Source organism: Arthrobacter sp. USHLN218 (genome assembly GCF_037144715.1).
Classification (GTDB): domain Bacteria; phylum Actinomycetota; class Actinomycetes; order Actinomycetales; family Micrococcaceae; genus Crystallibacter.
In genome coordinates this window covers 154,479-177,870 of record NZ_JBBCYT010000008.1, presented here as the reverse complement: position 1 = coordinate 177,870, position 23,392 = coordinate 154,479, and the positions used below count along the sequence as shown (strand labels likewise).

The window sequence follows — 23,392 nt, the reverse complement described above, 5'->3', positions numbered from 1 at the left end:
GCCCCTCAGGCAGGCAGTGACGCTTCCTCTGTCCTCTAGAACCGTGGAGGAAACTCGCGAATAACCGCGCATACGGCTGGGGCCATCTCCGTGAAGATGGAGCGGGTAGCGGTGTCCGCCGTTCATGTAGCGTCTGGGAGAGTTTTCGGGCGGAGGAACCGGGTGCCTCGAGTAGTATCCGATCAGCAGCATCACTCACCGGGGGAACAATTGAAGAAAATACTGCGCACTCTTATGGCCGCAGCGGCCGCTCTTGCCTTGGCGACTGGCGTCGTACCTTCGGCGAACGCACTGAACGGTGACGACACTCCGCCAGAAATCGTGTCTTACACCGCCCCTGCCAAGGTCGTTCCCGGTGAGCAGTACTCGATCGTCGTCACCGTCACGGAGGAAACGACTTGGATTGGCTCGTTCTCATCCTCGGTGCCTATCGGCGGTCTTCCAGCCACCTTACTGAACTCCAACGACCTTCCCGTGCTGAACAGGGACGGCACCTGGACCAAGACATTCAAGTACATCGCCTCGGATGCACCGTACGGCGAGTACTCAGGACACCAGATATGGGTTTCCGACAGGAACGGCAACGGCATCACCTATGACCTGGACCGCATCACCCTCCACGACCCCGCGCATCCCATCGATGCCCGCCCTGCCATCGGCGGTTACCCCGGGGTGGGATCCACGCTCACCGCCTCCATCAACGCCGGCGCAGGCGCCGTCACGACATTCATATGGACCAGCAAGTATCACTTTCCCGGATCCAGCTACCGGGTCAGCGAACTCGACCTCGGCCGCTACGTGACGGTGTTTTCGACCACCGTGTTCCCCGACGGGACCCGTCGCCACCGCACTGCGTTCTCATCCACCATCGGCCTCGGCGTCCTGGCTCCGCCCGCTCCAACCCTCGCTGCCCCGGCCGTCGGCAAGGCGGTCGCTGCAGGGCACCTGCATGGCAGCGACCAGTGGGTGCCCGTAGGCACAGTCACCACCTCGGTCCAGTGGTTCCTCAACGGGAACGCGGTCCCTGGCGCCACGAACAACTCTTTCACCCCGCAGCCGGCAGATGTCGGTAAGAAACTGCGATTCCGGGTCACCACCAGCACCGATTCCGCGTATTACAAGCAGACCCCCATCCTTCAGGACAGCCCTGAGCGGATCGTTGCAGCCGCGACTCTTACCGCGCCGCGCCCAGCCATCCGGTCCGCGGCGAAGAACGACATGTACCCATACATCGGCGTCAAGCTGAACGCCGATGCCGGAACCTGGACGAAGGGAGCGTTCCTGAGCTACCAATGGACCCGCGACGGAAAGCCCATCAAGGGCGCCACCAGGGCCAGCTATGCCCCGGTCCCCGCCGATCACAAAAAACGGATCGGAGTCACCGTCACGGGCCGGAAACCCGGCCACACCACGAGGTCAGTATCCTCGACTATCGTGCGCCCGAGCCTCAGGACATTGTCCGTCCAGCGCATCGACACCTCCGGCAGGCACGAGACGGGGCATACGGTCAAGGTTGTCCGTGCGGAAGGTGGAGGTTCCTGGACCACCGGGACGAAAGTCAGCTACCAGTGGTACCGGAACGGCAAGCCCATCAAGGGCGCCACCAAGTCCTCCTACAAGATCCAGAAAGCGGATCGGAGAACGACGCTCACTGTACGCGCGACCGGCACGAAATACGGGTACGCAACAGCGAGCTCTTCGCGCTCGGTGAGACTCATCTGGGGCTGAACCACCGACGCCGATAACGGGGCATGTGTCGGCAGTTTTGCCTGCCGACTCCCGTTGGGAGTCGGCAGGTGAGTCGGGCATTCGAAGCACAAAGGTGAACGCCCTAAGGCCTTTGTGGGCGCCCTGAACCGATCAAGGACTCTTGGCGAGTGCGTGGGGCTACACCGTTGATGGCATTGTGCTGCTCATGGCATTCCTATGAAACACTTCACGGGATCCTTCCACAGCCCATTGGCAGGCACGGCTAAACATTAGGATGTCAGCATCGAAAGTAATGAGCCGGGCGCCCCGACCGAGGAGAGCTTCGACCGACTCGAACGGGTTTTCGTGCATGGCGGGCATCGCAAATAGGGGGATATCGTACCGGCGGGCTGCATCAGCGACGCGTTCGACTGCTTCCTGCACAATAGGGCTTTGCAGGCCGATTGCTCCGACGCCAAGACTTTGGCCCAGGTCTCCTGCCCCGACGAACAGCGCATCGACGCCGGGCACTTCGCAGATCTCGTCGATGTTGTCCAGGGCTGACTGATTTTCGATGAGGGGGATGACGATCAGTTCCTGCTCGACCCATTGCAGGTAGTCCTGCCAGGCTGCCTCCGAGTAGCGGGCGGCCCGTGTGATCGGGCACATTCCCCGGCTTCCGCGCGGGGCGTAGTGCATCGCCTCGATGGCGTCGTTAATCTCGTCAGCATTTTTGACCTGGGGCAGGATGATTCCTTGTGCGCCGGTTTCCAGTGCTCGTCGAATATCGGGGGGAGTTACCTTCGCGACACGCACCAGCGAGGTTAGGCCGACGCCGTCGGCGGTACGGACGAATGCTTCGATGTCAGCAAATCCGTAGGGAGTGTGCTCCATGTCGAATTGGATATAGTCAAAGCCGGACCATCCTACGACTTCGATGAACTTGTGGCTTTCCGACATGAATTCTACGCCGAGGGCCGGGTTTCCTGACTTGAGTTGCTGCTTCAGCTTGTTGCGCTTGAACGTTGACATTTTAGTGCTCCTAGTTTGTTTCAGGGTCGCTTGTACGGTCGTTCGCCTCGGGTCTCGGTTGTCACAGGAAGATTGGTGCCAGCGCGGAAGCCACTACCAGCATGAGCAGTCCTCCGAGGCGGGTGGCGATCTGCAGGAACGGGATGAGGTGCATTCGGCCGGAAGCACTCAGGAGCGCCAGGTCGCCGGATCCGCCCATGTCGGCCATCGCCAGTCCGGCACTGATGGAGGACTCTACAAAGTAGAAACCGATGAGGAGACCCGCCACTCCTGCGCCGATTGCCGCCGCCAAAACGACACAAACGATGGTGACCAGATAGGTGGGGTTCACGACAACGCTGAGGATTGCATCGATGTCCATCAGTCCGGCGCTGAGGGCGACCAGGACGGACGGGGTCAACGCATAGGTGATGAAGTCGGACCAGGCTTCAGCGCCCATCTGCATGAAGTCGGGGAGGAGATTGAACATCTTCAGGGCAACCACGATGAGGATCACCCAGATATACATATGGACTGACGGGACGGCAGCGGCAAGCACGAGTCCCAGGACATAGACAGCGCCGGAAATGAACACGCCGATCGTTACGCTGCGAAGTGTGACCGGCAGGCCTGAGGTCGAGGCTTTCAGGGTCTGATCGTTGCGCCGCAGCATCCGTCCCTCTCCGGAGAACAGTGGGTGGCGGACCTTTTTCCCGAGCCCATTTAGAACTCCGGCGAAAAGAATGCAGACGAAGTTGGCGAGAATGACGATCGGGGTGAGCTGTTCGAGATATCCGCCGGCATCGCCGCCTGTTTGCGCGGCATAAATCTCAGACATGGGGACGACGCCGGCAGCTATACCGCCGGCCATGGCCGGACCCACGATGAGCATCACCGCGTTCCCTCCCCCGATGCCGGTGATCGTGCCGACTACGTAGCCGACCACCAGAGCGGTGGCCATGCCCGCGACCATCGGGACGAAGAAGCGGACACCGACCTTGATGAGCAGGGACTTGCTCATGCCGAGCAGGCTACCCACCACAATTCCGACCACCACAAGGTCCGAAAACCCCGTCTCGTTGAAGAGGTGCGACGACATCTCCCCGAAGCTCTCGGGGACCAGACCAAAATAGAGCAGCACTGCGGGAACAATGAGGCAGAGAATCGGCCCTCCGCCGAACATTCCGAAGGCTGGGAAGAGAGTACCGATGTAGTTCAGGGCTCCGCCGATGACCATGGTCACGGCCATTCCCGTCGCGAGGTTGTGGGGAAGCACTTCCGTGTATACGGCGACGGCAACTACCGCGAGAAGGATTGCGAAGTAGAGGAGCGGCACTCCCTGTATGTGGAGTTTTCCCTCGGGGGCTTCTGGCTCAGCGTTGCTGACGTCAAGCGCGGGTGAGGACATGTGTCATTCTCTTTCTTCCATGTCGAACAGGATGTAGTCGAAGCCGTGGCGGCGGGTGATCTCGGTGAGCCGGCGGGTTGCGGTCAGGAATCCGGTGAACGCTGCGGGCACCCCCCCTGGCGCAGCGCCTGGTGCGGCGGGTTCCTGGCGCCGCGTGGACGCATCTCTTTGTGGCCTAGCGGGATACGAGCCCTGTTGAGGCTGACAGGGGGTGTTGCAGGGTTTCGAGCAGGTCCGCGAAGGCCTGGTCCGTGGTTGTACGGCCCGTTACCCAGAGTTGTTGGCTGATGACGTCCCCGATGACGGGGACTGCGAGTTCTGTGAATTTCCGGGCTAGGCCATCGGCCTCGAGGCTCTGGTCCTGGAGGACGCCGTCGCCGTCAGCGGAGGCGTGCAGCAGAGTTCCATCGGTCAGGGTGGTGACGATCGAGGCCGGTGTCTGCGGTGGAAATCGCCGGCTGAGGTCCGGTGACCCGATGACCTGAATGCGGTGGAAGAGGTCGGCGACGCCGGGGTCGGCGAGGACGTCCTCGGACAGGTGTCTCATGCCCGGGGTACCCAGATGCAGAGTGGAGGATATGGCGTAGCGCAGGCTGAGCACGGCCGCGTCGGCGTTTTGCGGGTAACTGCTGGGCAGGGCGGCCGCCGAGTGTGTCGTCTCGACAGTGATGCTCCGGATTGCGTGGAGCGTTGCCTGACGCCGGCGCAGTTTCATGGCGGCCTCGATGGCCCCGTAGGTCTGCTTGCAGAATGGGTACAGCTTCGGTTCGGTCATCATCAGGTGCCAGTCGCTGCCCAGACCGTCGGTCATGCGGTTCCTGTCGATGCTCCCGCTGAAGGCGTTTAGGAAGCCGTCGCGGTTTTCGAACACGTCGCGGGGCCCGGCAGTTCCGTTCCCCGCCAGTCGGGCGCAGAGCAGACCTTCCCGGGCCACACGCCCGATTTGGACGCGGCTCGGCTCGATCCAGCTGCCGTGGTACGCGAACAGGCCGCCGGCATTCATGGCTGCCAAGGATATCGCGTCGGCCAGCGCGGCCGCCGGTAAGCCGAGCAGCCGGGCGGCTCCCACGGCGGCCCCGATGCTGCCCATCACCGGGGTCGCGTGGAAACCGTGGTCCCGGCTTGCTGGGAAGACGGCCATGCCGACGCGGACCATGGTTTCGTAGGCGACGGCAGCGGCGGCGATCACCTCCGATAGCGGGATCCGGCGCTCCATGGCGATGCCCAGGATGACGGGGAGACAGGTGGCCCCCGGGTGGATCCCGGCGCCCAGGTGGACGTCGTCGAAATCCAGGGCGGACGCGGCTGTTGCATGGACGAGGACTGTGTCTTCCAGACGGGCGGTGCGCCCGGCCCCCCAGACGGGGACGCCCGAGGCGTTTCCGGATCCTTCCGGGGCCACGGTGTCTAGGACAGGCCGGGTGGCCTGGTGCCGGATCCCGCCCAGGGTCACCGCGACGTGGTCGAGGATCAGCAGACGGATCCGCTCCTCGACCTCCAGAGGAAGGTCATCGAAGCGGAGCCGGGCGGCCCAGCCGGCAATCTGTTCTGCAATCGTTTCGCGTGCCAACATGCACCTTTCGTTCGTGCCGTATGCGGTTCGGCGGGTCCGGTTACCACGGTTTTTTGGGAGGCGGGGTGGAGCCGCTGGCAGGGGTTACAGGACCTTGGAGAGGAAGTCCGCTGTTCTGGCATGGGAGGGTTTCAGCAGGACCTCCTGCGGGGAGCCGAGTTCGACGATGTGTCCGTCATCCATGAAGGCAACCGTGTCGCAGACCTCGCGCGCGAAGCCGATCTCGTGGGTAACCACGACCATGGTCATGCCGGTCTCGGCGAGCTCACGCATCACGCCCAGGACCTCGCCCACGAGTTCGGGGTCCAGGGCGCTGGTCGGCTCGTCGAAGAGCATGACCTTCGGGTCCATGGCCAGGGCACGGGCGATGGCCACACGCTGTTTCTGGCCGCCGGAAAGCTGGCTCGGGTACAGGGTCCCTTTGTCGCCGAGCCCGACGCGGTCCAACAGGTAGCCGGCCCGTTCCTTGGCGTCACGGGGCCGCCGGCGTAACACACCCACGGGGGCCTCGATGATGTTTTCCATGGCCGTCATGTGGTTGAAGAGGTTGAAGGACTGGAACACCATGCCCAGGCTCCGGCGGTCCTTGGCGATTTGGCTTTCAGGAAGCTCGTGGAGGACATCGCCTTGCCGCCGGTGGCCGATGAGCTTGCCATCGACCTCGATGATGCCCCTGTCGATCCGCTCCAGGTGGTTGATGCACCGTAGCAGTGTGCTCTTGCCCGAGCCGCTGGGACCCAGCAGCGCGAGGACCTCTCCGCTGCGGACGGTCAGGTCAATGCCTTTGAGGACTTCGGTGTGGCCGAAGGACTTGTGGACCCCGCGGATGGTGATCATGTTGGTGTTCATCGCTTGACTCCCGGATTGTCATTAGCGGCGCGTCCCCACTTGGGAAGCTTGAAGCCCGGCGCCGACGAGAGTACCGTTCCGCGGCCGTAGCGCTTCTCGAGCCAACCCTGGGGGATGCTGATCAGCGTGGTCAGGAACAGGTACCAGAGGCAACCGACGATCAGCAGCGGAATAACCTGGAAATTCTGTGCGTACGTGTGCTGCAGGTTGGTCATCAGGTCGAGCCCGCCGATGACGGAGACCAGGGACGTGGCCTTGAGCATGGACAATGTCTCATTGCCCATCGGCGGGATGATCGTGCGCATAGCCTGGGGCAGGACGATCCTGCGCAGCGTCCGCCCCGAACCCATGCCCAGTGCCTGCGCCGCTTCGATCTGGCCGCGATCGACGCCGATAATGCCGGCCCTGATGATTTCCGCGCCGTAGGCGCCCTGGTTGATGGTCAGTGCCAGCAGAGCAGCGATCATCGGCGTGATGAGTGAGGACGTTTCCGCCTGCCAGAAAGTGATGGACGTGAACGGAATGCCTAGGGACAGCTTGTCGTAGAGAGCACCCAAGTAAGCCCAGAAAATCAGCTGGATCAGCAGGGGCGTGCCGCGCAGCACCCACACATAGAAGGTAGCGATGTAGCGCAGCACCGGATTCGCCGACAGCCGCATAACGGCGACCACCACGGCAAGCAGCGTGCCGACGATCATGGAGGCGACGGTGAGGAAAATGGTGACACCGACGCCGCTGAGGGTGGTCGGGTGGAACAGGTACTCGCGGATGTACTCGAGGCCGATGTTTGGATTCGTGGCCAGAGAATACAGGGCCCCGAACAACACAGACAGTGCCGCAGCGGCACCGACAATCCGCCAGGGATGTTTGCGCGGGATGATCCGCGGCGCGGAGTCTACGTCGCGCTCCGTTTGCAGCCCCGGGTGGGTCGAATTGATGGTCATGGTGTTCTCTCCAGATGGGAGTAGCGTTTAGAAGGTGGCAGCCGGGGACGGCATGGTCCAACCGGTGCCCTCCGCGCCGGTTCCGGCAGGGCTAGGGTCGGGATGGCAGCAGCCGGCCGGCCGCGCTGAGTGAGTCGGCTTCAAGGGCGCGCCATGCATCGAGCTTGACGAGTCCCTCCAACTGCTCGACGGTGGACATGGCCTCGACGAATCCGTTGGTGTCCTCGCCGTTGAGGAGCGTGCGGAGGTATCTTTCCGCGACGTGGGTATAAAGCCGGGTCAGCGCGATCGGGTACATGACTACTTGGTAACCGAGCCGGTAAGCCTCCGGGGGCAGCAGGTAGGGGTATTCGGAGTCCTCCTGCACGTTGTAGAGCAGGGGAACATCCTTAATACCGTCACGGATCCGTGCCGCTTCATCCCTCGTCCGGATGCCCTCGACGTAGACGATGTCAGCCCCCATCTCCGCGTAGACCCGGCCCCTGGTGATGGCCTCGTCCAGCCCGTGCTGGGCTCGCGCATCGGTCCGGGCCACGATGAGGAACTCCTCACTGCCGCGCGCCGAGAGGGCCGCATCCAGTTTGGGAAGGTATTCGTCGACGGGGACGACCTTCACCCCGCTCTGCAGCGAACACCGTTTCGGTGCGACCTGATCCTCAAGCATCAAAGAACTGACCCCGGCTGCCTCGAATTCCGCAACGGCCCGCCGGACGTTCGTGGCGTCCCCATAGCCGGTGTCGCCGTCGCACATCACCGGGATGTCCACGCAGGAAGCGATCTCCTTGGCGGCCGTAACCATTTCGGTCAGAGTCAGGAGGCCGATGTCCGGGGACCCCAGCTTCGAGGCGGAGACGCCGAACCCCGAGATGGAGACCGCGGTGAATCCCACGGACTCCGTCAGGCGGGCACCGAGCGCATCGTGTACGCCCGGAGCGACGACGGGCCCACCGGACCGAAGCATGGTTTTCAAGGAATTCATAAGTTTTCTACTTCCGTTCGCGAGTGATGTTGCCGCGGCGGGCGGCCGTTACCAGAGGTTTGAAAGGGCCAGCGCTTCGTTGACGATGATCTCGTCGTTGAGGATGTATCCGACTTCATACTCGTCAAAGATCTGCTTGAGCGTTCCGTCTTCGAGCAGATGACGCATGGCCTCCTCGATCGGGGCTTCCAATTCGCTGCCCTTGGGCAAGGTGAGCCCCTTGTACTGGTGGTTCCAGCCGGCCGGCTCGTCCTTAGGCAAGATCACTTCAATGCCGGCGTTCTCGCCCAGTTCCTTAACCGCGGTGAGAGCTGCGGACTTGGACACGTAGGATGCGGACGCGTTCCCGCTCTTAACGGCCATGAGCCCGTCCTCCGTCTTGGGAAGACGAAGGATGTTGACCGCCTGGCGGCCTTCCGACTCGCATTGTTCGGAAATGACGTCGAAGGTGTCAGCCGGTGACCAGCCGGAGAGGATCGTGACGTTCTTGCCACAGAGGTCCTTGCCGGACTCGATGCCTTCCGGATTGCCCGCCTTGACCATCAGCGAGAGCCCGTCCTTGCCGAAGTTGATGAAGTCGAGGACCTTCTCCCGCTCCGCCGTGTCGGCGAGGGTCATGACCAGGAGGTCGCCCTTTCCGGCCTGGAGCGCAGGAATCGCACCGTCGAGGTTTACCGGGCTGTAGTCGATGGTGACGCCCAGCTTGGCCGCGACGGCATCGCCAACGTCGATCAGCGCGCCTTCCACCTCGCCGCCCGGGCCGATTTCCATGTACGGCGGGTACGGGGCAATGGTCAGGGCCTTCACACCGGATCGAAACTCCTCCGGCACCATCTCCGCAAGCTTCTCGTCCTTCGAAATTTCAACGCCGGCAACGGTGACCGTTCCATTCCCCTCTGCCGCGTTTCCTCCCGTGGCAGCGCCGCCGCAAGCCGTGAGTCCGACAAGGAGCGGGACAGCCGCTACCCCCACCCAAACGTGTTTTTTCCCCATAACCGTCCTCCTTGTGAGTAGTGTCACTCTCGAGTAGTATTCACCGTATACAGTGAATACGGAGGGGTCAAGGAAAATTTTTGGCATCTCGTCGGCCGCCTGGACGCGGCTTATTCAATAGACTGGAAAACCTCTTGAAGGAGATGAAGGATGCAGACGACCGCCGCCGACCCCCGCCCTCTTGCCGTTCAGGTCTATGAGCGCATCTGCTCGGACATCGTGGAGGGGACCCTGCCCGCGGGAACAGCACTCGTGCAGGAGCAGATAGCAACTCAATACGGCGTTTCCCGAACGCCCGTCCGGGATGCCCTGACCCAAGTGGCGTTGGAAGGGCTGGCCACACTGGTCCCTGGTCGCGGATACGTTGTGAACCATCTCACCGATCAGGACATCAAAAACGTTTACGAGGTGCGCGAATTGCTCGAGTCACTGGCTGCGCGGCAAGCTCTCGGAAGCCATACTCGGCAGCAGCTCGTACGGCTGCGCGCTCTCGTTGACGAATTCGAAGCCCTCGACCCGAACAACGCCGAGGAGCTTTTCCACCTGGGACTCGCTTTCCACGCGGCCCTGATTGAGCCGTGCCCCAACGACTACTTACGGAAGGTCCTCCACGATAGCTGGAACCATCCGCTTCAGCGCCGCATCAGCACCACCTACTTCTTCGGCCCTGAACACCAGGCGAAAATCGTTGCCGATCATCGAAAAATCCTGGAAGCCGTGACCGATAAAGACGGCGGAGCGCTGGAGAAGGCGCTTAGCTGTTGCAACGACCCTGGCCGTCAACTGCAAGGTAAAGCCGGAGCCGCGTAACCCGTGTCCACTCCAGTCCAGAGCAAAGGAGCCAGCCAGTTACCTTACCTACCCAGCTCCACCTGCCATGAAGCAACGGGAGGCGACCTCGGCATTGGTTGGCATCAGGTCAGCCGCAGACTTCTGTCTATGCCGACTCGAAGCATCGCTCCCGAGCCATCACGGGCGGGAAGGAACGCCCAGCAACGACGAATGGGTCTGGGAATGATGGGCCCAGCAGCCGGTCCTGCCGCACCGACGAATGGCACCGAATAGTAGGAACCGTTCAGCCTCAGCGGCAATCAGGAATGGGCTCAAGGAACCCCATGGCGCACTCCTTCCGTTCGGTCCGGCCGTCGTGCGGGGCCGGGATCAAAGGAGCCGGCCGCAGGTTCACCGCGCTGTGGCCACTAGGTAGTCTAGGGCTCGACAGGCCCGCCATCCGGCCCACAAGGCAAACAGTCCGGAGCCCAGAACCGCTTTATTGGAAGCTAATAAAGTGGCCTAAACTCCCTAAAGCAGGGCGGCGCCTACGCCGCCACTCCTATCCTTACTGCGGAAGGCCCGTCAGGCCTGCCGCTGGTTCCTTCGCCGATAACGGCGCATATGTCGGCCCACGGCCTGCTGACCCCGGGCAGGTGGGTTAGGCGGAAACCCGAGGCCTTCCGGCTGCTGTTACCGGGCGGCGTGGGCCTGGAGGAACTGGTAGACCTCGGTTTCGTCGACGCCGGGGAAGGCGCCGGGCGGCAGGGCGGCCAGGAGGTGGGTGTTGGCGCGGGCGGCGGGCCAGGCTTGGCCGCCCCATTGGGCGGCCAGGTCGGCGGGCGGGCGGCGGCAGCATGATTCGTCGGGGCAGAGCGACTTGGAGCGTTCCTGGGTGTCGCGGCCGCGGAACCATTTGACGTCCTTGTAGGGCACGCCGATGCTCAGCGAGTACTCGCCCGAAGAGTGCCGCTCGGTGATGGCGGTGCACCAGAAGGTGCCGGCGGCGGTGTCGGTGTACTGGTTGAACGCGCGGAACTTGTCGGGGACGTCGAACACCGCGCGGCTGGTCCAGAACCGGCACACGGGCTGGCCTTCGATGGCGCCGGTGTGGTCCGCCGGAAAGTTCACGTCGTCGTTCTCATACGCCTTATGGATAATCCCGGAGACGTGGACCTTCTGGAAGTGGCAGCGGATGCCCAGGTGGTGCGTGGCCAGGTTCGTGAACCGGTGGGCGGCGGTTTCATAGGAAACCGAGAAGGCATCGCGCAGGTCCTCGATCGCCAGCTCCTTCGTGGCCTTGGCCTTCTGCAGGAAATCCAGCGTGGCGTGCTCGGGCATCAGCAGGGCCGCAGCGAAGTAGTTGGTGTAGACGCGCTGGCGGAGGAAGTCGGCGTAGTCCGACGGCGTCTCATGGCCTAGCACGTAGTGCCCGACGGCCTGCAGCAGCACCGAGCGCGGGTCATGCTCGGACCGGTGGCCCTGCGTCAGGTAAATTCTGCGGTTCTTCAAATCCGTCACGGAGCGGGTGGAATGCGGCAGATCCCCGACGTACTGGAGGCTGAATCCGAGGTGCTCGGCGATGTCCGCGGCGACGTGGTGGGACAGCGGGCCGCCCTTGAAGCCGACGGCCTTGAGCAGCTCCTGGGCCTGCGCCTCGATGTCCTCGTAGTGGTTGTTCCGGGCGCGCATTTCGGCCCGCAGCTCGGTGTTGGCGCGGCGGGCTTCCTCGGGGGTGGCGGACTGTTCGTCGAGCCGGCGCTCAAGCTCGTGCTGCAGGCCGACCAGCGACTCCAGGACATCCATGGGAAGCCGTGAGCTGACGCGGATTTTGGGCAGCCCGAGGGATTCGTAGAGCGGGCCGCGCTGGTAGCGTTCCAGCTCGATTTCCAGGGCGGCGCGGCGGCTGGGCGGCTCGGTGCCGAGCAGCTGGTCCATGCCCACGCCTAGGGCCTTGGCGAGCGACTGCAGCATGCCGAGTTTGGGCTCGCGCTTGCCGTTCTCGATCAGCGACAGCTGGGACGGCGCGGTGCCGACGGCGGCGCCCAGGCCGTCGAGTGTCATCCCTTCTGCCTTGCGCAAGTGGCGCACGCGGCGACCCAAGCTGATGAGGTCGATGTCGCCGTCGTTCTCCGCCTCCGGGGAGGGCTTAGCGGGACGGTGCCAGCTGGTAGACGTCATTTCTTGAGGATACGCGAAGAAACGCGAATCTTTCCAGCATTTTCATCTATCGGACCCCTTGCACCGTACGGAATAGTCGTTTTCACGAAGAAGTTCGGCCCCACAGCCGTAACCCAAGTCACCCGGTGAAGACGCCGGGACAACCAAGGAGAACAGCAATGACCGCATCATTTGAGCCGGCCCCGCAGACCCCTGAAGAGGCAGCAAAGGCACTGGAGCTCGAGTGGGCCGCCAATCCCCGCTGGGAGGGCATCACTCGCGACTACACCGCGGCCGATGTCGTCCGCCTCCGCGGCCGCGTCCAGGAGGAGCACACGCTGGCCCGCCGCGGCTCCGAGAAGCTGTGGCAGCAGCTGACCGAGGAAGCCAAGACCGGCCAGTACACCAACGCCCTCGGCGCCCTCACCGGCAACCAAGCGGTCCAGCAGGTCAAGGCCGGTCTGCGCGCCATCTACCTCTCCGGCTGGCAGGTCGCCGCCGACGCCAACCTCTCCGGCCACACCTACCCGGACCAGTCGCTCTACCCGGCCAACTCGGTGCCGCAGGTGGTCCGCCGGATCAACAACGCGCTGCTGCGGGCGGACCAGATCGAGTTCTCCGAGGGCAAGCAGAGCGTCGAGGACTGGCTGGTCCCGATCGTGGCCGACGCCGAGGCCGGCTTCGGCGGTCCGCTGAACGCCTACGAGCTGATGAAGTCGATGATCGCCTCCGGCGCCTCGGGCGTCCACTGGGAGGACCAGCTGGCGTCGGAGAAGAAGTGCGGCCACCTCGGCGGCAAGGTGCTCATCCCGACCGCGCAGCACATCCGCACCCTGAACGCGGCCCGGCTGGCCGCGGACGTGGCGGGAACGCCGTCGGTCATTATCGCCCGCACCGACGCCGAGGCTGCCACCCTGATCACCTCCGACGTCGATGAGCGGGACCGCGAGTTCATCACCGGCGAGCGCACCCCGGAGGGCTTCTACAAGGTCCGCAACGGGATCGAGCCCTGCATCGCCCGCGCCAAGGCCTACGCGCCGTACTCCGACCTGATCTGGATGGAGACCGGCACGCCGGACCTGGAGCTGGCCCGCAAGTTTGCCGAGTCCGTCAAGGCCGAGTTCCCGGACCAGATGCTCTCCTACAACTGCTCGCCGTCCTTCAACTGGAAGAAGCACCTGGACGACGCCACCATCGCAAAGTTCCAGCGCGAGCTCGGCGCCATGGGCTTCACCTTCCAGTTCATCACCCTCGCCGGCTTCCACGCCCTGAACTACTCGATGTTCGACCTGGCCCACGGCTACGCCCGGGAAGGCATGAGCGCCTACGTCGAGCTGCAGGAGCGCGAATTCGGCGCCGAAGACCGCGGCTACACCGCAACCAAGCACCAGCGCGAAGTGGGCACCGGCTACTTCGACCAGATCTCCACTGCCCTCAACCCGAACGGCAGCACCCTGGCCCTGGTGGGTTCCACCGAAGAAGGCCAGTTCCACTAACACTTACGACGGCGGCACCTGGGTTCGCCTTTCGGGGGTCCGCCGCGGCACGACATTCCGACGGCCGCAAGCGGCCTTACGGAATCTATTAGCCGCTTTCCGGACCCCCGAAAGGCTCCTTGGCCACCTCACCTAAGTGCCGTCGTCGTACTTTTTCAGAATTCTCTAGGAGTGAGTCCCATGAACGATCCGATCACCTTGAACGGCATCACGCTGACCGGCACCCCCGTGCGCCGGCAGGAGGAAGTGCTGACCCCGCAGGCGCTGGACTTCGTCGCCCGGCTGCACCGCGCCACCGCCGAGCGCCGGCACGAACTGCTCGAGCAGCGCGAGGACCGCCGCCGCACGATCGCCCGCGGCGAGGACCCGCGTTTCCTCGAGGAGACCCGGCACATCCGCGAGGACTCCTCCTGGCAGGTCGCCCCGATCGCACCCGGGCTCGAGGACCGCCGGGTCGAGATCACCGGCCCGGTGGACCGCAAGATGACCATCAACGCGCTGAACTCAGGTGCCAAGGTGTGGCTGGCGGACATGGAGGACTCCTCCACCCCGAGCTGGTCCAACGTCGTCAACGGGCAGCTGAACCTGACCGACGCGCTGGACCGCAGGATCGACTTCACCACCGAGGCCGGCAAGGAATACAAGCTGCGCGGCGAGAAGCTGACCGACATGCCGACCATCGTGGTGCGGCCCCGCGGCTGGCACCTGCCGGAGAAGCACATGCTGATCAATGGTGAGCCGGTGGCCGGCGGCATCGTGGACTTCGGCCTCTACTTCTTCCACAACGCGCAGCGGCTGATCGCCCAGGGCCGCGGGCCGTACTTCTACCTGCCGAAGATCGAGTCGCACCACGAGGCCCGGCTGTGGAACGACGTCTTCATCCTGGCCCAGGACCTGCTCGGCATCCCGCAGGGCACCATCCGCGCCACCGTGCTGATCGAGACGATCACGGCCGCGTTCGGGATGGAGGAGATCCTCTACGAACTGCGCGACCACGCCTCCGGCCTGAACGCCGGCCGCTGGGACTACATCTTCTCCGTCATCAAGAACTTCCGCACCCGCGGCCCCCGGTTCGTCCTGCCGGACCGCACCCAGGTCACCATGACGGCGCCGTTCATGCGCTCCTACACGGAGCAGCTGGTCCGGGCCTGCCACCGCCGCGGGGCGATGGCGATCGGCGGAATGGCCGCCTTCATCCCGAACCGCCGCAAGCCGGACATCAACAAGATCGCGATGGAGCAGGTCCGCGCCGACAAGACCCGCGAGGCCGGCGACGGCTTCGACGGCTCCTGGGTGGCGCACCCGGACCTGGTGCCGGTGGCCCGCGAGGTCTTCGACTCCGTGCTCGGCGACCGGCCGAACCAGATCGACCGCAAGCGCGAGGACGTCACCCCAGATGACCGCGGCCTGCTGAACATCGCCGGCACCGAGGGTTCCATCACCGAGGCCGGCATCCGCACCAACATCGAGGTCGGCATCCAGTACATCGAGTCCTGGCTGCGGGGCCACGGCGCGGCCGCCATCAAGAACCTGATGGAGGACGCCGCCACGGCCGAGATCTCGCGGTCGCAGATCTGGCAGTGGATCAACGCCCACGCCATCACCAACGACGGCGAAATCGTCACCGAGCGCTGGGTGCGGGACCTGCTGGACGAGGAATTCGACAAGCTGCCCCGGTTCGACGGCGACCGCTTCGACGACGCCCGCGAGATCTTCGAGACCGTCTCGCTCGGCCGCGACTTCCCGCCCTTCCTGACCACGCCCGCGTACACCAACTACCTGGACGGCAAGGACGAGCAGCCCCGCCGCCGGCGCCAGCAGCAGCCCGTGCAGGAGCGGGAGCGGGAGATGGCCGCCGCATAGGCACCGGAGGGGCCACTCTAACAGGGCGGCCCCTCCCCCAACCTCCGGCGGGCGGTACCTTCCATCCCGCCCGCCGGCCTGCACTTTCCGCGGAGCCGCCCGATCCACGCTTTCTTCGCCACAAGCAGCCCGAAAGCCGGGCGGAGCGGCGGCCCCGCGGAAGCACGAATCAGTGACCAGAAATGATGCCCCGGACCGCGCAGGTCCGGGGCATCATTTCGGTGGTCGCGACGGACAACGTCCTTCAGTCTGAAGCGTGGGTCGCGCCGAGCAAGTCGCGCACCTTCGCCGCAATCCGGACGAACTCGGGATGCTCCATGGTGGCACCGTAATCGCGGTCATTGCCCAGCGGAACGTCGATGGTCTCGAGGATCCTTCCGGGACGGGGACTCATGACCACGACCCTGTTGGCCAGGAACACGGCCTCCGCCACGGAGTGGGTCACGAGAATGACCGTTGTCTGGGTTTCACGCCAGATCCGGTGCAGCTCAATGTTCATCCGTTCGCGCGTCAGCGCGTCAAGTGCGCCGAACGGCTCGTCCATGAGCAGTACGTCCGGTTCATGCAACAGCGCCCGGCACAGGGATACCCGCTGCTGCATGCCGCCGGAGAGTTCGTGCGGCATGGCATTCTCGAAACCCGTCAGCCCCGTCATCTCGATCAGTTCGTCGGCACGTCGGGAGGCCTTCGCCTTGTCCATACCGCGCATCTCGGCTTGCAGCAGGATGTTCCCGCGCACATTGCGCCACTCCAGCAGGGCCGCCCGCTGGAAGACATAGCCGATGTCGCGTCGAGGATTCTTGACAACTGTGTCCCTCAGCCTGGCCGATCCGGACGTGGCAATCGTAAGCCCGGCAACCACCTTGAGCAGGGTCGATTTTCCACAACCGGACGGTCCTGCAATGGAGAGGAATTCACCCTTCGGGACAGTGAGATCGACGTTGTCCAGGGCGGTCACCTCACCTCGCTTCGAGGCGAACCGGACGGAGAGGTTCTCGATTTGCAGGAGCGGATTCAGGCGGGTATCCGGCTGTGCCGTCACTGTGGCAGTCATGGTTCCGGTCCTTACTTCGGCTGGTAGGCCGAGTCGAAGTACTTGTCGGCGTCGCCGGCTGACTTCAGCAGCCCGGCCTCGGAAAGGGTCTTGATCGTGGCTTCCCAGTCGGCCGGGTCATTCACTCCGGGCTTCTTGCCCTCGGTGGCGTCAGTGTGCAGCAGCTTGATGGTTTCGTTCCACTGGGTCAGGACCACGTCCTGGGCCGGAATCTGCGGATCCTTGCCCTCCATGGACTTGGCTGCCGCCTCGGGATCGGCGATGGCCGACTCGAATGATTCGGATACCGCCGCCATCATCCGTTCGGCCAAATCCGGGTTCTCGGCAAGATAATCGTTCGAGGCAATCAGGCCATTGGAATAGAAGTTGATGCCGGCGTCCGCGTAGCGGAGGTAGGTCATCTCCTTGCCCGACTTGCTGGCGATAGTCGGTCCCTGATCATGGGCGAAGCCGATCAGTCCGTCCACCTTGCCGGACATCATGGCCGCCATTTTGCCTGCGGCGTCCAGGTTCTGCTGTTTGACGTCGGACTCTGCAAGGCCGGCCGCTTCAAGGAATGCGGGGAAAGTGGTCGTCGGGGCGTCGCCGGCGGAAACGGCGATGGTCTTACCCTTCAGATCCTCCGTGCTGCTGATGCCGGAATCCACGAAAACCTGCACGGCGGATGGTGTTGTCTGCAGGAAGACGCCCAGGCTCTTCACCGCAACACCCTTATCCACATTGGCCAGGACGGCTGGAGTATCGGCCCAGCCGAAGTCCACCTGGCCTTGGCCAGCCGCCTGTACGGTCTTCGTCGATCCCTGGCCGGCCTTGATGGTCAGGTCGATGCCGTGCTTTTCGAAAATCCCCTCCTCAACCCCGTAGTAGAAGGGAGCGTGCTCACCGTAGGGGTACCAATTGAGCATCAGGGTGACGTCTTCGCTCCCTCCGTCCGCTCCAGCGGAAGTTGCGTTGCCATTTCCACCGCAGGCGGAAAGTGCCACGGCAATGGAGGCGGCGCCGGCCGCGAGCATAGTGCGACGGGACAGTTTCATGATGATCTCCAAGTCTTAGTGCGGGCGGAAGTCAGGCTGACGGTGCGCTGGCGCTGCGGGTTCGGCGGGAACTGTGCCACGGGATGAGGAACCATTCGAGAATCTGAATTAGCGCGAACAGCAGCACGCCGAGTACGGACATGATGATGAGTGCGGCGAAAAGCATGGCGGTGTCGATGTTGCCGTTTGCCTGCAGGATGACGAATCCGAGGCCCTCATTGGCCCCGACGAATTCACCTACCACCGCACCGGTTACGGCCAGTGTGGCCGCAACCTTGAGCCCCGAGAACAGCTGCGGCAGCGACGCCGGGAACCGGACTTTCATGAAGGTCTTGAACGGGTTTGCTCCCATGGTGGAAGTAAGTTCCAGGATCTCGGGATCCACAGACTTCAGACCCGCCATCCCGGAGATGACGATCGGGAAGAAGGCCATCAGGACGGCGACAAGGATTTTCGGCTCGATCCCGAAGCCGAGCCATACAACGAACAGCGGTGCGATGGCGATCTTCGGGATTACCTGGGCAAAAAGGATCAGCGGATACATGGTCTTTTCGACCGATTTTGAGTAGATCATCATGACGGCGACCAATTCACCAACGATGAACGCGATGGCGAAGCCGATCACGGTTTCGATCGTCGTAACCCAAGTGTGCTGGCTGAGGTAGCTCGCGTTTGAGACGGCGACGTTCCAGGTGTCCTGGGGGCTCGGCAGGATGAACGGGGCTACCCAGCCCTGGCTCGTGGACAGCCACCACAGGAAGCCCAGCAAAGCGACGAACGAGGCGGGCCGCCATGATTCGGACAGCAGACGCCCGATGCGCCGGCTGGCGGCAGGCCTTGGCGGCGCAGATGGACGCGGCCCGGGACTTCGGGACGGTCTGTTGGACAGGGATTTGGTTGCAACGACGGACATGTCGGCTCCTGCATCACTTGCGGATTCGGTGCTTGGAATGCGCTTTCCCAAATAGCTGCTCCAACCCTAGGGTGATTCAATTCACAAAGTCAATGGCAGCTGCAGGGCCATTTCGCCGTCGCATGTGGCGGGCCAATCCCCGCACCAGGCAAGTTCCCGCCGGCAGAAGTTACGCTGCTGGGCGGTTATGCGCTCTCGCGAAGGATGACTGTTCCCGAGACGTTCCGGACGATATCGGAGGCCTGCCCGAGCGCGAGTTCCGCGGCCAGGTAGCCGATTTCCTCCAGCGGAAGCCGGACCGTTGTCAGCGCCGGGACGTAGTCGCGCAGCGTGGGAATGTCATCGAAACCTGCCACCCGGACATCCCGCGGGACCTCCAGCCCCATGGACCGGAAGGCCGAGATGGCCCCAATCGCCATAACGTCGTTTGCCGCCAGGACGGTCACCCCGCGGAGCATGCCCGCTCCGAGCTGCCCGGCAAGCGAGCGGGCCGATTGATGTCCCCCCTCGCGGGTAAAGGCGCCATGGACCACCGCAACTTCCTCCACTCCCGCTGCCTGGACGCCCCCTCGGAAGCCGGAGAGGCGGTCTTCGGCAGTCACCAAGTGGTCGGGGCCGGCCAGATAGGCGAACCGGGTCTGGCCGGTACCGGCGAGAATGCGGACAAGCTCAGCCGAGCCTCCGCGGTTGTCGATGGTTACTGCGCCGCTGTCCTCCAGCCAGGCCTGTCCAATTGTCACCAGGCGGCCGCCGTTGCTCCGGTACCGCTGGAGCTCGTGAATCAGCCTCTCATCGGGTCGAACGGAGCGGGAACCGGCGATCAGGATGGCGTCTGTCCGATGTGCGACGAAGGTCGACACGGCGCTAAAAACCGAGGAGTCTCCCGCTTCCGCCGCCGCGAGCAGCAACTGGCGGCTGGCTTCTTGCGATGCGTGCTGGACGCCTCGTGCGATCGTCGAAAAGTAAGGGTCCGCTATGTCGTGGACAACCAGCCCCACCATGCCCGTCGAGGACCGGGCCAGCGCTTGGGCCTGCGCGTTCGCGACATAGCCAAGCTCCAAGGCCGCGGTCCGCACACGCTCGGCAATCCCCTCCGCAGGGCGGCGTTGGGAACCATTCAGAACCCGGGAGGCCGTAGCCAGCGACACGCCGGCCTGCCGGGCGACTTGCGAGAGCGTTACTGCCGACATCGCAGGTCCTTTCCGCCATGATCTCCAGCTTGTGAGGGGAATTCTTGGATAACGTTTTCCAGCCTCTTGACGAAAGGCTACCGTAGTCCTAGATTGGAAAGCGCTTTCCCAAATGCTGCGTCAGTTACCGTCTCGGCGCCGGCTCGCCGTCGAGTCCGCCGATGAACCGAGGAGACCACATGTCCACTACACCCGTACTGCGAATTGCCATGAACGGAATCACGGGCCGCATGGGCTACCGGCAGCACCTGCTGCGTTCGATCCTGCCGATCCGCGACCAGGGCGGAGTCACCCTGTCGGACGGCACGAAGGTCCAGGTCGAACCCATCCTTGTCGGCCGCAATGAGGAAAAAATCAAGGAGCTGGCCCGCCAGCACAAGGTGGAGCTCTGGACCACCGATCTGGACGGAATCATCGAGGACCCCAGCGTCGACGTCGTTTTCGACGCCTCCATGACAAATCTGCGGCCCGATACCCTGAAGAAGGCCATGGCTGCCGGGAAACATGTCTACACCGAAAAGCCGACCGCAGAGACGCTGGGTGAGGCGGTCGAGCTGGCTCGGATCGCCCGGGACAAAGGAGTCACCGCCGGTGTCGTCCACGACAAGCTCTACCTGCCTGGACTGGTCAAGCTGCGCCGGCTGGTTGACGAAGGATTCTTCGGCCGGATCCTGTCGCTGCGTGGCGAGTTCGGCTACTGGGTTTTTGAGGGCGAGATCCAAGCGGCGCAGCGCCCGTCATGGAACTACCGCAAGGAAGACGGCGGCGGCATGACGACCGACATGTTCTGCCACTGGAACTACGTTCTCGAAGGCATCGTCGGCAGTGTTAAATCCGTCAATGCCAAGACAGCCACGCACATCCCGACGCGCTGGGACGAGCGAGGCAGGGAATACACGGCCACGGCAGACGACGCCGCCTACGGCATCTTCGAGTTGGAAACCCCAGACGGCGACCAGGTTGTCGCGCAGATCAACTCCTCCTGGGCGGTCCGGGTCTACCGGGATGAACTCGTAGAGTTCCAGATCGATGGCACCCACGGCTCCGCCGTCGCCGGACTGACCAAGTGCGTAGCCCAGCAGCGGGCCCATACGCCCAAGCCTGTGTGGAATCCGGACCTCCCGGTCACCGATTCCTTCCGCGACCAGTGGCAGGAAGTCCCCGCGAACGCCGAGCTGGACAACGGATTCAAGCTGCAGTGGGAAGAGTTCCTGCGGGACGTAGTGGCCGGCCGGGAGCACAGGTTCGGGCTGCTTTCCGCGGCCCGCGGCGTACAGCTCGCCGAGCTAGGCCTGCAGTCCTCCGCCGAACGCCGCACCATCGATGTCCCGGAGGTGCAGCTGTGAACTCCTTGAACCTGGACAGCATCGAAACGGCCACCGGCAGGCTGCTCCTGCCCGACGCCTTTGGCAACCTCTCCGACTTCACGTTGTCGCAGCCCGGGAACTGGACGCGGCCGCAAGTCCCGCTGACGGCCCGGAAGGTGTACGCGGCGGCGCACGTCACGCCGCATGTGTTTGCCGACAACACCCCCGGCGCGCCGGCGGCCCTCGACTGGGATGCCACCCTCGGGTTCCGCCACGAACTATGGTCGTACGGCTTGGGGGTCGCCGACGCGATGGACACCGCCCAGCGTGGCATGGGGCTCGACTGGACGGCTACTAAGGAACTCATCCGGCGTTCCGCGGCGGAGGCCACCGCCGTCCTCAAGTCCGGCAACCCGGCGGTAGCAGGATTGAGCGTTCGTGATCTCATCGCCTGCGGCGCAGGCACCGACCAGCTGGACCCGGCAACTATCGAATCCGGCCGGTCCGGGCTGGAGACAGTCCTTGCCGCATACCGGGAGCAGCTGGCCGTGGTCCAGGACTCCGGAGCCAAGGTCATCATCATGGCCTCGCGCGCATTGGTCCGCGCCGCACAGGGAGCGGATGATTATCTGTCCGTCTATTCCACCCTGCTGCAGGAAACCGACCAGCCGGTTATCCTCCACTGGCTGGGGCCCATGTTCGACCCGGCTCTGTCCGGCTATTGGGGAAGCGAAGACGTGGAAGCGGCGACCGAGACCTTCCTGAGCCTCATTCGGGACAACGCGTCCAAGGTGGATGGCGTGAAGGTATCGCTGCTGGACGCCAGCCATGAGGCGCAGTTGCGGTCGCGGCTCCCGGAGGGCGTAAGGCTGTACACCGGAGACGACTTCAACTACCCGGAGCTGATCCACGGGGACGGCGCCCACCACTCGGACGCGCTCCTGGGCATCTTCGCCGCCATCTATCCGGCCGCCTCCACTGCATTGCAGGCGTACGACGTCGGCAACAAGACCGAGGGACGGCGGATACTCGACTCCACCCGGGAACTTGGGCGGCACATCTTCGAAGCGCCGACTTACTACTACAAGGCGGGAGTGGTCTTCATGGCCTGGCTCAACGGCAAACAGCCAGGGTTCCAGATGGCCGGCGGCCTGCATTCCGGCCGCTCGCTTACGCACCTGGTCCGCACCTTCAAGCTGGCCGACCGGGCCGGCCTGCTTACGGACCCCGAGCTGGCCGCATCCCGCATGCGTGCACTGCTGGCCGTAGGAGGAGTGGCATGACCTTCCACCTCTCCCTCAATACGGGAACCGTCCGCGACATCAGTCTGGCCGAAGCCGTGGAGGCGACTGCCCAGGCAGGGCTGGGCTACATAGGCGTCTGGCGCGACCGCGTAGCCGAAGCCGGGCTCGACGAGGCCGCAAAAATGATTGCCGACGCCGGCCTCAAGGTTTCCAGTCTCTGCCGCGGCGGATTCCTGACCGCGGCCGACGAAGCCGGGCAACGTTCCGCGCTGGAGGACAACCGCAGGGCGATTGTCGAGGCCGCAACGCTGGGTACACGGGAGCTGATCATGGTTGTGGGCGGCTTGCCCTCCGCGGCCCATGTGCTCGGCGGACGGGGCGATCGGAACGACAAGGACCTCGCGGGTGCCCGGTCCAGGGTGGCGGACCGGCTCGCCGAGCTGGTGCCGTTTGCCCGCGAACACAACGTTCGGCTGGTCCTCGAGGCACTGCACCCGATGTACGCCGGCGACCGGGCGGTTCTGTCCACCCTGAAACAGGCTCTCGATTTGGCGGCCCCGCACCCCGCGGAAACGGTCGGCGTCGTTGTGGACACTTTCCACGTGTGGTGGGACCCGGAACTGGAAGTACAGATTGCCCGCGCGGGACGGGAGGGACGGCTCGCTTCTTACCAGGTGTGTGACTTCAACCTGCCGATCGCGGCCGATGCCCTGCTCTCACGAGGCATGATGGGCGACGGCGTCATCGACTTCGCGCCCATCAGCCGTTGGGTGGCCGATGCAGGCTACACGGGGCCGGTAGAGGTGGAGATCTTCAACCAGGAGATCTTCGACCAGGACCCGGCACTGACCCTGAAGACCATGCAGCAACGCTGGGAGGAGCTGGTACTTCCGGCGTTGGAAGGCCGTGGCTGA

General features: G+C 64.0%; 19 protein-coding genes. 7 read left to right on the top strand and 12 right to left on the bottom strand.

The features are described from left to right. The first annotated feature begins 321 nt into the window (after positions 1–321). Positions 322–1,728 carry a hypothetical protein gene (locus tag WFH44_RS17875; protein WP_336715488.1) on the top strand — a complete coding sequence of 469 codons (1,407 nt, stop codon included), beginning with the start codon at positions 322–324 and terminating at the stop codon, positions 1,726–1,728. Positions 1,729–1,887: 159 nt separating this feature from the next. Here the strand turns inward: WFH44_RS17875 and WFH44_RS17870 are convergent, their stop codons facing one another. The 7 genes from WFH44_RS17870 to WFH44_RS17840 all read right to left on the bottom strand — a co-directional run bounded on the left by WFH44_RS17870 (position 1,888) and on the right by WFH44_RS17840 (position 9,446). After that, on the bottom strand, positions 1,888–2,721 hold the full coding sequence (locus WFH44_RS17870; RefSeq protein ID WP_336715486.1) for an HpcH/HpaI aldolase family protein: 834 nt from the start codon (positions 2,719–2,721) through the stop codon (positions 1,888–1,890). Positions 2,722–2,782: 61 nt separating this feature from the next. Then, positions 2,783–4,108, bottom strand: a complete 1,326-nt coding sequence (locus tag WFH44_RS17865; protein WP_336715484.1) for a 2-hydroxycarboxylate transporter family protein — start codon at positions 4,106–4,108, stop codon at positions 2,783–2,785. Between the two features lie 175 nt (positions 4,109–4,283). Continuing rightward, positions 4,284–5,681 (bottom strand): MmgE/PrpD family protein, encoded by a 1,398-nt coding sequence (locus tag WFH44_RS17860; protein WP_336715482.1) that lies wholly within the window; start codon positions 5,679–5,681, stop codon positions 4,284–4,286. An 84-nt stretch (positions 5,682–5,765) separates the two neighbouring features. Then, complete coding sequence (locus tag WFH44_RS17855) at positions 5,766–6,530, bottom strand: amino acid ABC transporter ATP-binding protein (RefSeq protein ID WP_336715481.1); 765 nt, start codon at positions 6,528–6,530, stop codon at positions 5,766–5,768. After that, complete coding sequence (locus WFH44_RS17850) at positions 6,527–7,474, bottom strand: amino acid ABC transporter permease (protein ID WP_336715479.1); 948 nt, start codon at positions 7,472–7,474, stop codon at positions 6,527–6,529. The genes WFH44_RS17855 and WFH44_RS17850 overlap by 4 nt, the downstream gene beginning before the upstream one ends. A 91-nt stretch (positions 7,475–7,565) precedes the next feature. Continuing rightward, positions 7,566–8,453 carry an isocitrate lyase/PEP mutase family protein gene (locus tag WFH44_RS17845; RefSeq protein ID WP_336715478.1) on the bottom strand — a complete coding sequence of 296 codons (888 nt, stop codon included), beginning with the start codon at positions 8,451–8,453 and terminating at the stop codon, positions 7,566–7,568. A 48-nt stretch (positions 8,454–8,501) separates the two neighbouring features. Further along, positions 8,502–9,446, bottom strand: a complete 945-nt coding sequence (locus WFH44_RS17840; RefSeq protein ID WP_336715477.1) for a transporter substrate-binding domain-containing protein — start codon at positions 9,444–9,446, stop codon at positions 8,502–8,504. A 150-nt stretch (positions 9,447–9,596) separates the two neighbouring features. On the opposite strand from WFH44_RS17840, the gene WFH44_RS17835 reads away from it, so the two are divergent. Further along, positions 9,597–10,256 (top strand): GntR family transcriptional regulator, encoded by a 660-nt coding sequence (locus WFH44_RS17835; protein ID WP_336715476.1) that lies wholly within the window; start codon positions 9,597–9,599, stop codon positions 10,254–10,256. A 654-nt stretch (positions 10,257–10,910) separates the two neighbouring features. Here the strand turns inward: WFH44_RS17835 and WFH44_RS17830 are convergent. Then, entirely contained in the window at positions 10,911–12,398 is a 1,488-nt protein-coding gene (locus WFH44_RS17830) for a helix-turn-helix domain-containing protein (RefSeq protein ID WP_336715475.1), read from the bottom strand. Between the two features lie 158 nt (positions 12,399–12,556). Between WFH44_RS17830 and aceA the strand changes: the two genes are divergently transcribed. Both aceA and aceB read left to right on the top strand, forming a co-directional pair. After that, on the top strand, positions 12,557–13,873 hold the full coding sequence (aceA, locus tag WFH44_RS17825; protein ID WP_336715474.1) for an isocitrate lyase: 1,317 nt from the start codon (positions 12,557–12,559) through the stop codon (positions 13,871–13,873). Between the two features lie 180 nt (positions 13,874–14,053). After that, entirely contained in the window at positions 14,054–15,736 is a 1,683-nt protein-coding gene (gene aceB, locus WFH44_RS17820; protein ID WP_336715473.1) for a malate synthase A, read from the top strand. A 244-nt stretch (positions 15,737–15,980) separates the two neighbouring features. On the opposite strand, the gene WFH44_RS17815 is transcribed toward aceB, so the two are convergent. The 4 genes from WFH44_RS17815 to WFH44_RS17800 all read right to left on the bottom strand — a co-directional run bounded on the left by WFH44_RS17815 (position 15,981) and on the right by WFH44_RS17800 (position 19,927). Continuing rightward, positions 15,981–16,790, bottom strand: a complete 810-nt coding sequence (locus tag WFH44_RS17815) for an ABC transporter ATP-binding protein (RefSeq protein ID WP_336715472.1) — start codon at positions 16,788–16,790, stop codon at positions 15,981–15,983. A gap of 11 nt (positions 16,791–16,801) precedes the next feature. Next, a complete protein-coding gene (locus tag WFH44_RS17810) occupies positions 16,802–17,824 on the bottom strand; it encodes an ABC transporter substrate-binding protein (RefSeq protein ID WP_336715471.1) in 1,023 nt (340 codons plus the stop codon). Between the two features lie 31 nt (positions 17,825–17,855). Next, positions 17,856–18,737, bottom strand: coding sequence for an ABC transporter permease (locus tag WFH44_RS17805; protein WP_336715469.1), 882 nt, complete (start codon positions 18,735–18,737; stop codon positions 17,856–17,858). Between the two features lie 185 nt (positions 18,738–18,922). Continuing rightward, a complete protein-coding gene (locus WFH44_RS17800) occupies positions 18,923–19,927 on the bottom strand; it encodes a LacI family DNA-binding transcriptional regulator (protein ID WP_336715468.1) in 1,005 nt (334 codons plus the stop codon). 179 nt (positions 19,928–20,106) lie between these two features. Here WFH44_RS17800 and WFH44_RS17795 point away from each other — a divergent pair, with 179 nt between their 5' ends. Genes WFH44_RS17795 through WFH44_RS17785 form a run of 3 tightly spaced genes read left to right on the top strand, consistent with a single transcriptional unit; the run spans position 20,107 to position 23,392 of the window. Beyond that, positions 20,107–21,273 carry a Gfo/Idh/MocA family protein gene (locus tag WFH44_RS17795; RefSeq protein ID WP_336715466.1) on the top strand — a complete coding sequence of 389 codons (1,167 nt, stop codon included), beginning with the start codon at positions 20,107–20,109 and terminating at the stop codon, positions 21,271–21,273. Between the two features lie 5 nt (positions 21,274–21,278). Then, a complete protein-coding gene (locus WFH44_RS17790; protein ID WP_442892935.1) occupies positions 21,279–22,517 on the top strand; it encodes a dihydrodipicolinate synthase family protein in 1,239 nt (412 codons plus the stop codon). After that, complete coding sequence (locus WFH44_RS17785; protein WP_336715465.1) at positions 22,514–23,392, top strand: sugar phosphate isomerase/epimerase family protein; 879 nt, start codon at positions 22,514–22,516, stop codon at positions 23,390–23,392. The genes WFH44_RS17790 and WFH44_RS17785 overlap by 4 nt, the downstream gene beginning before the upstream one ends.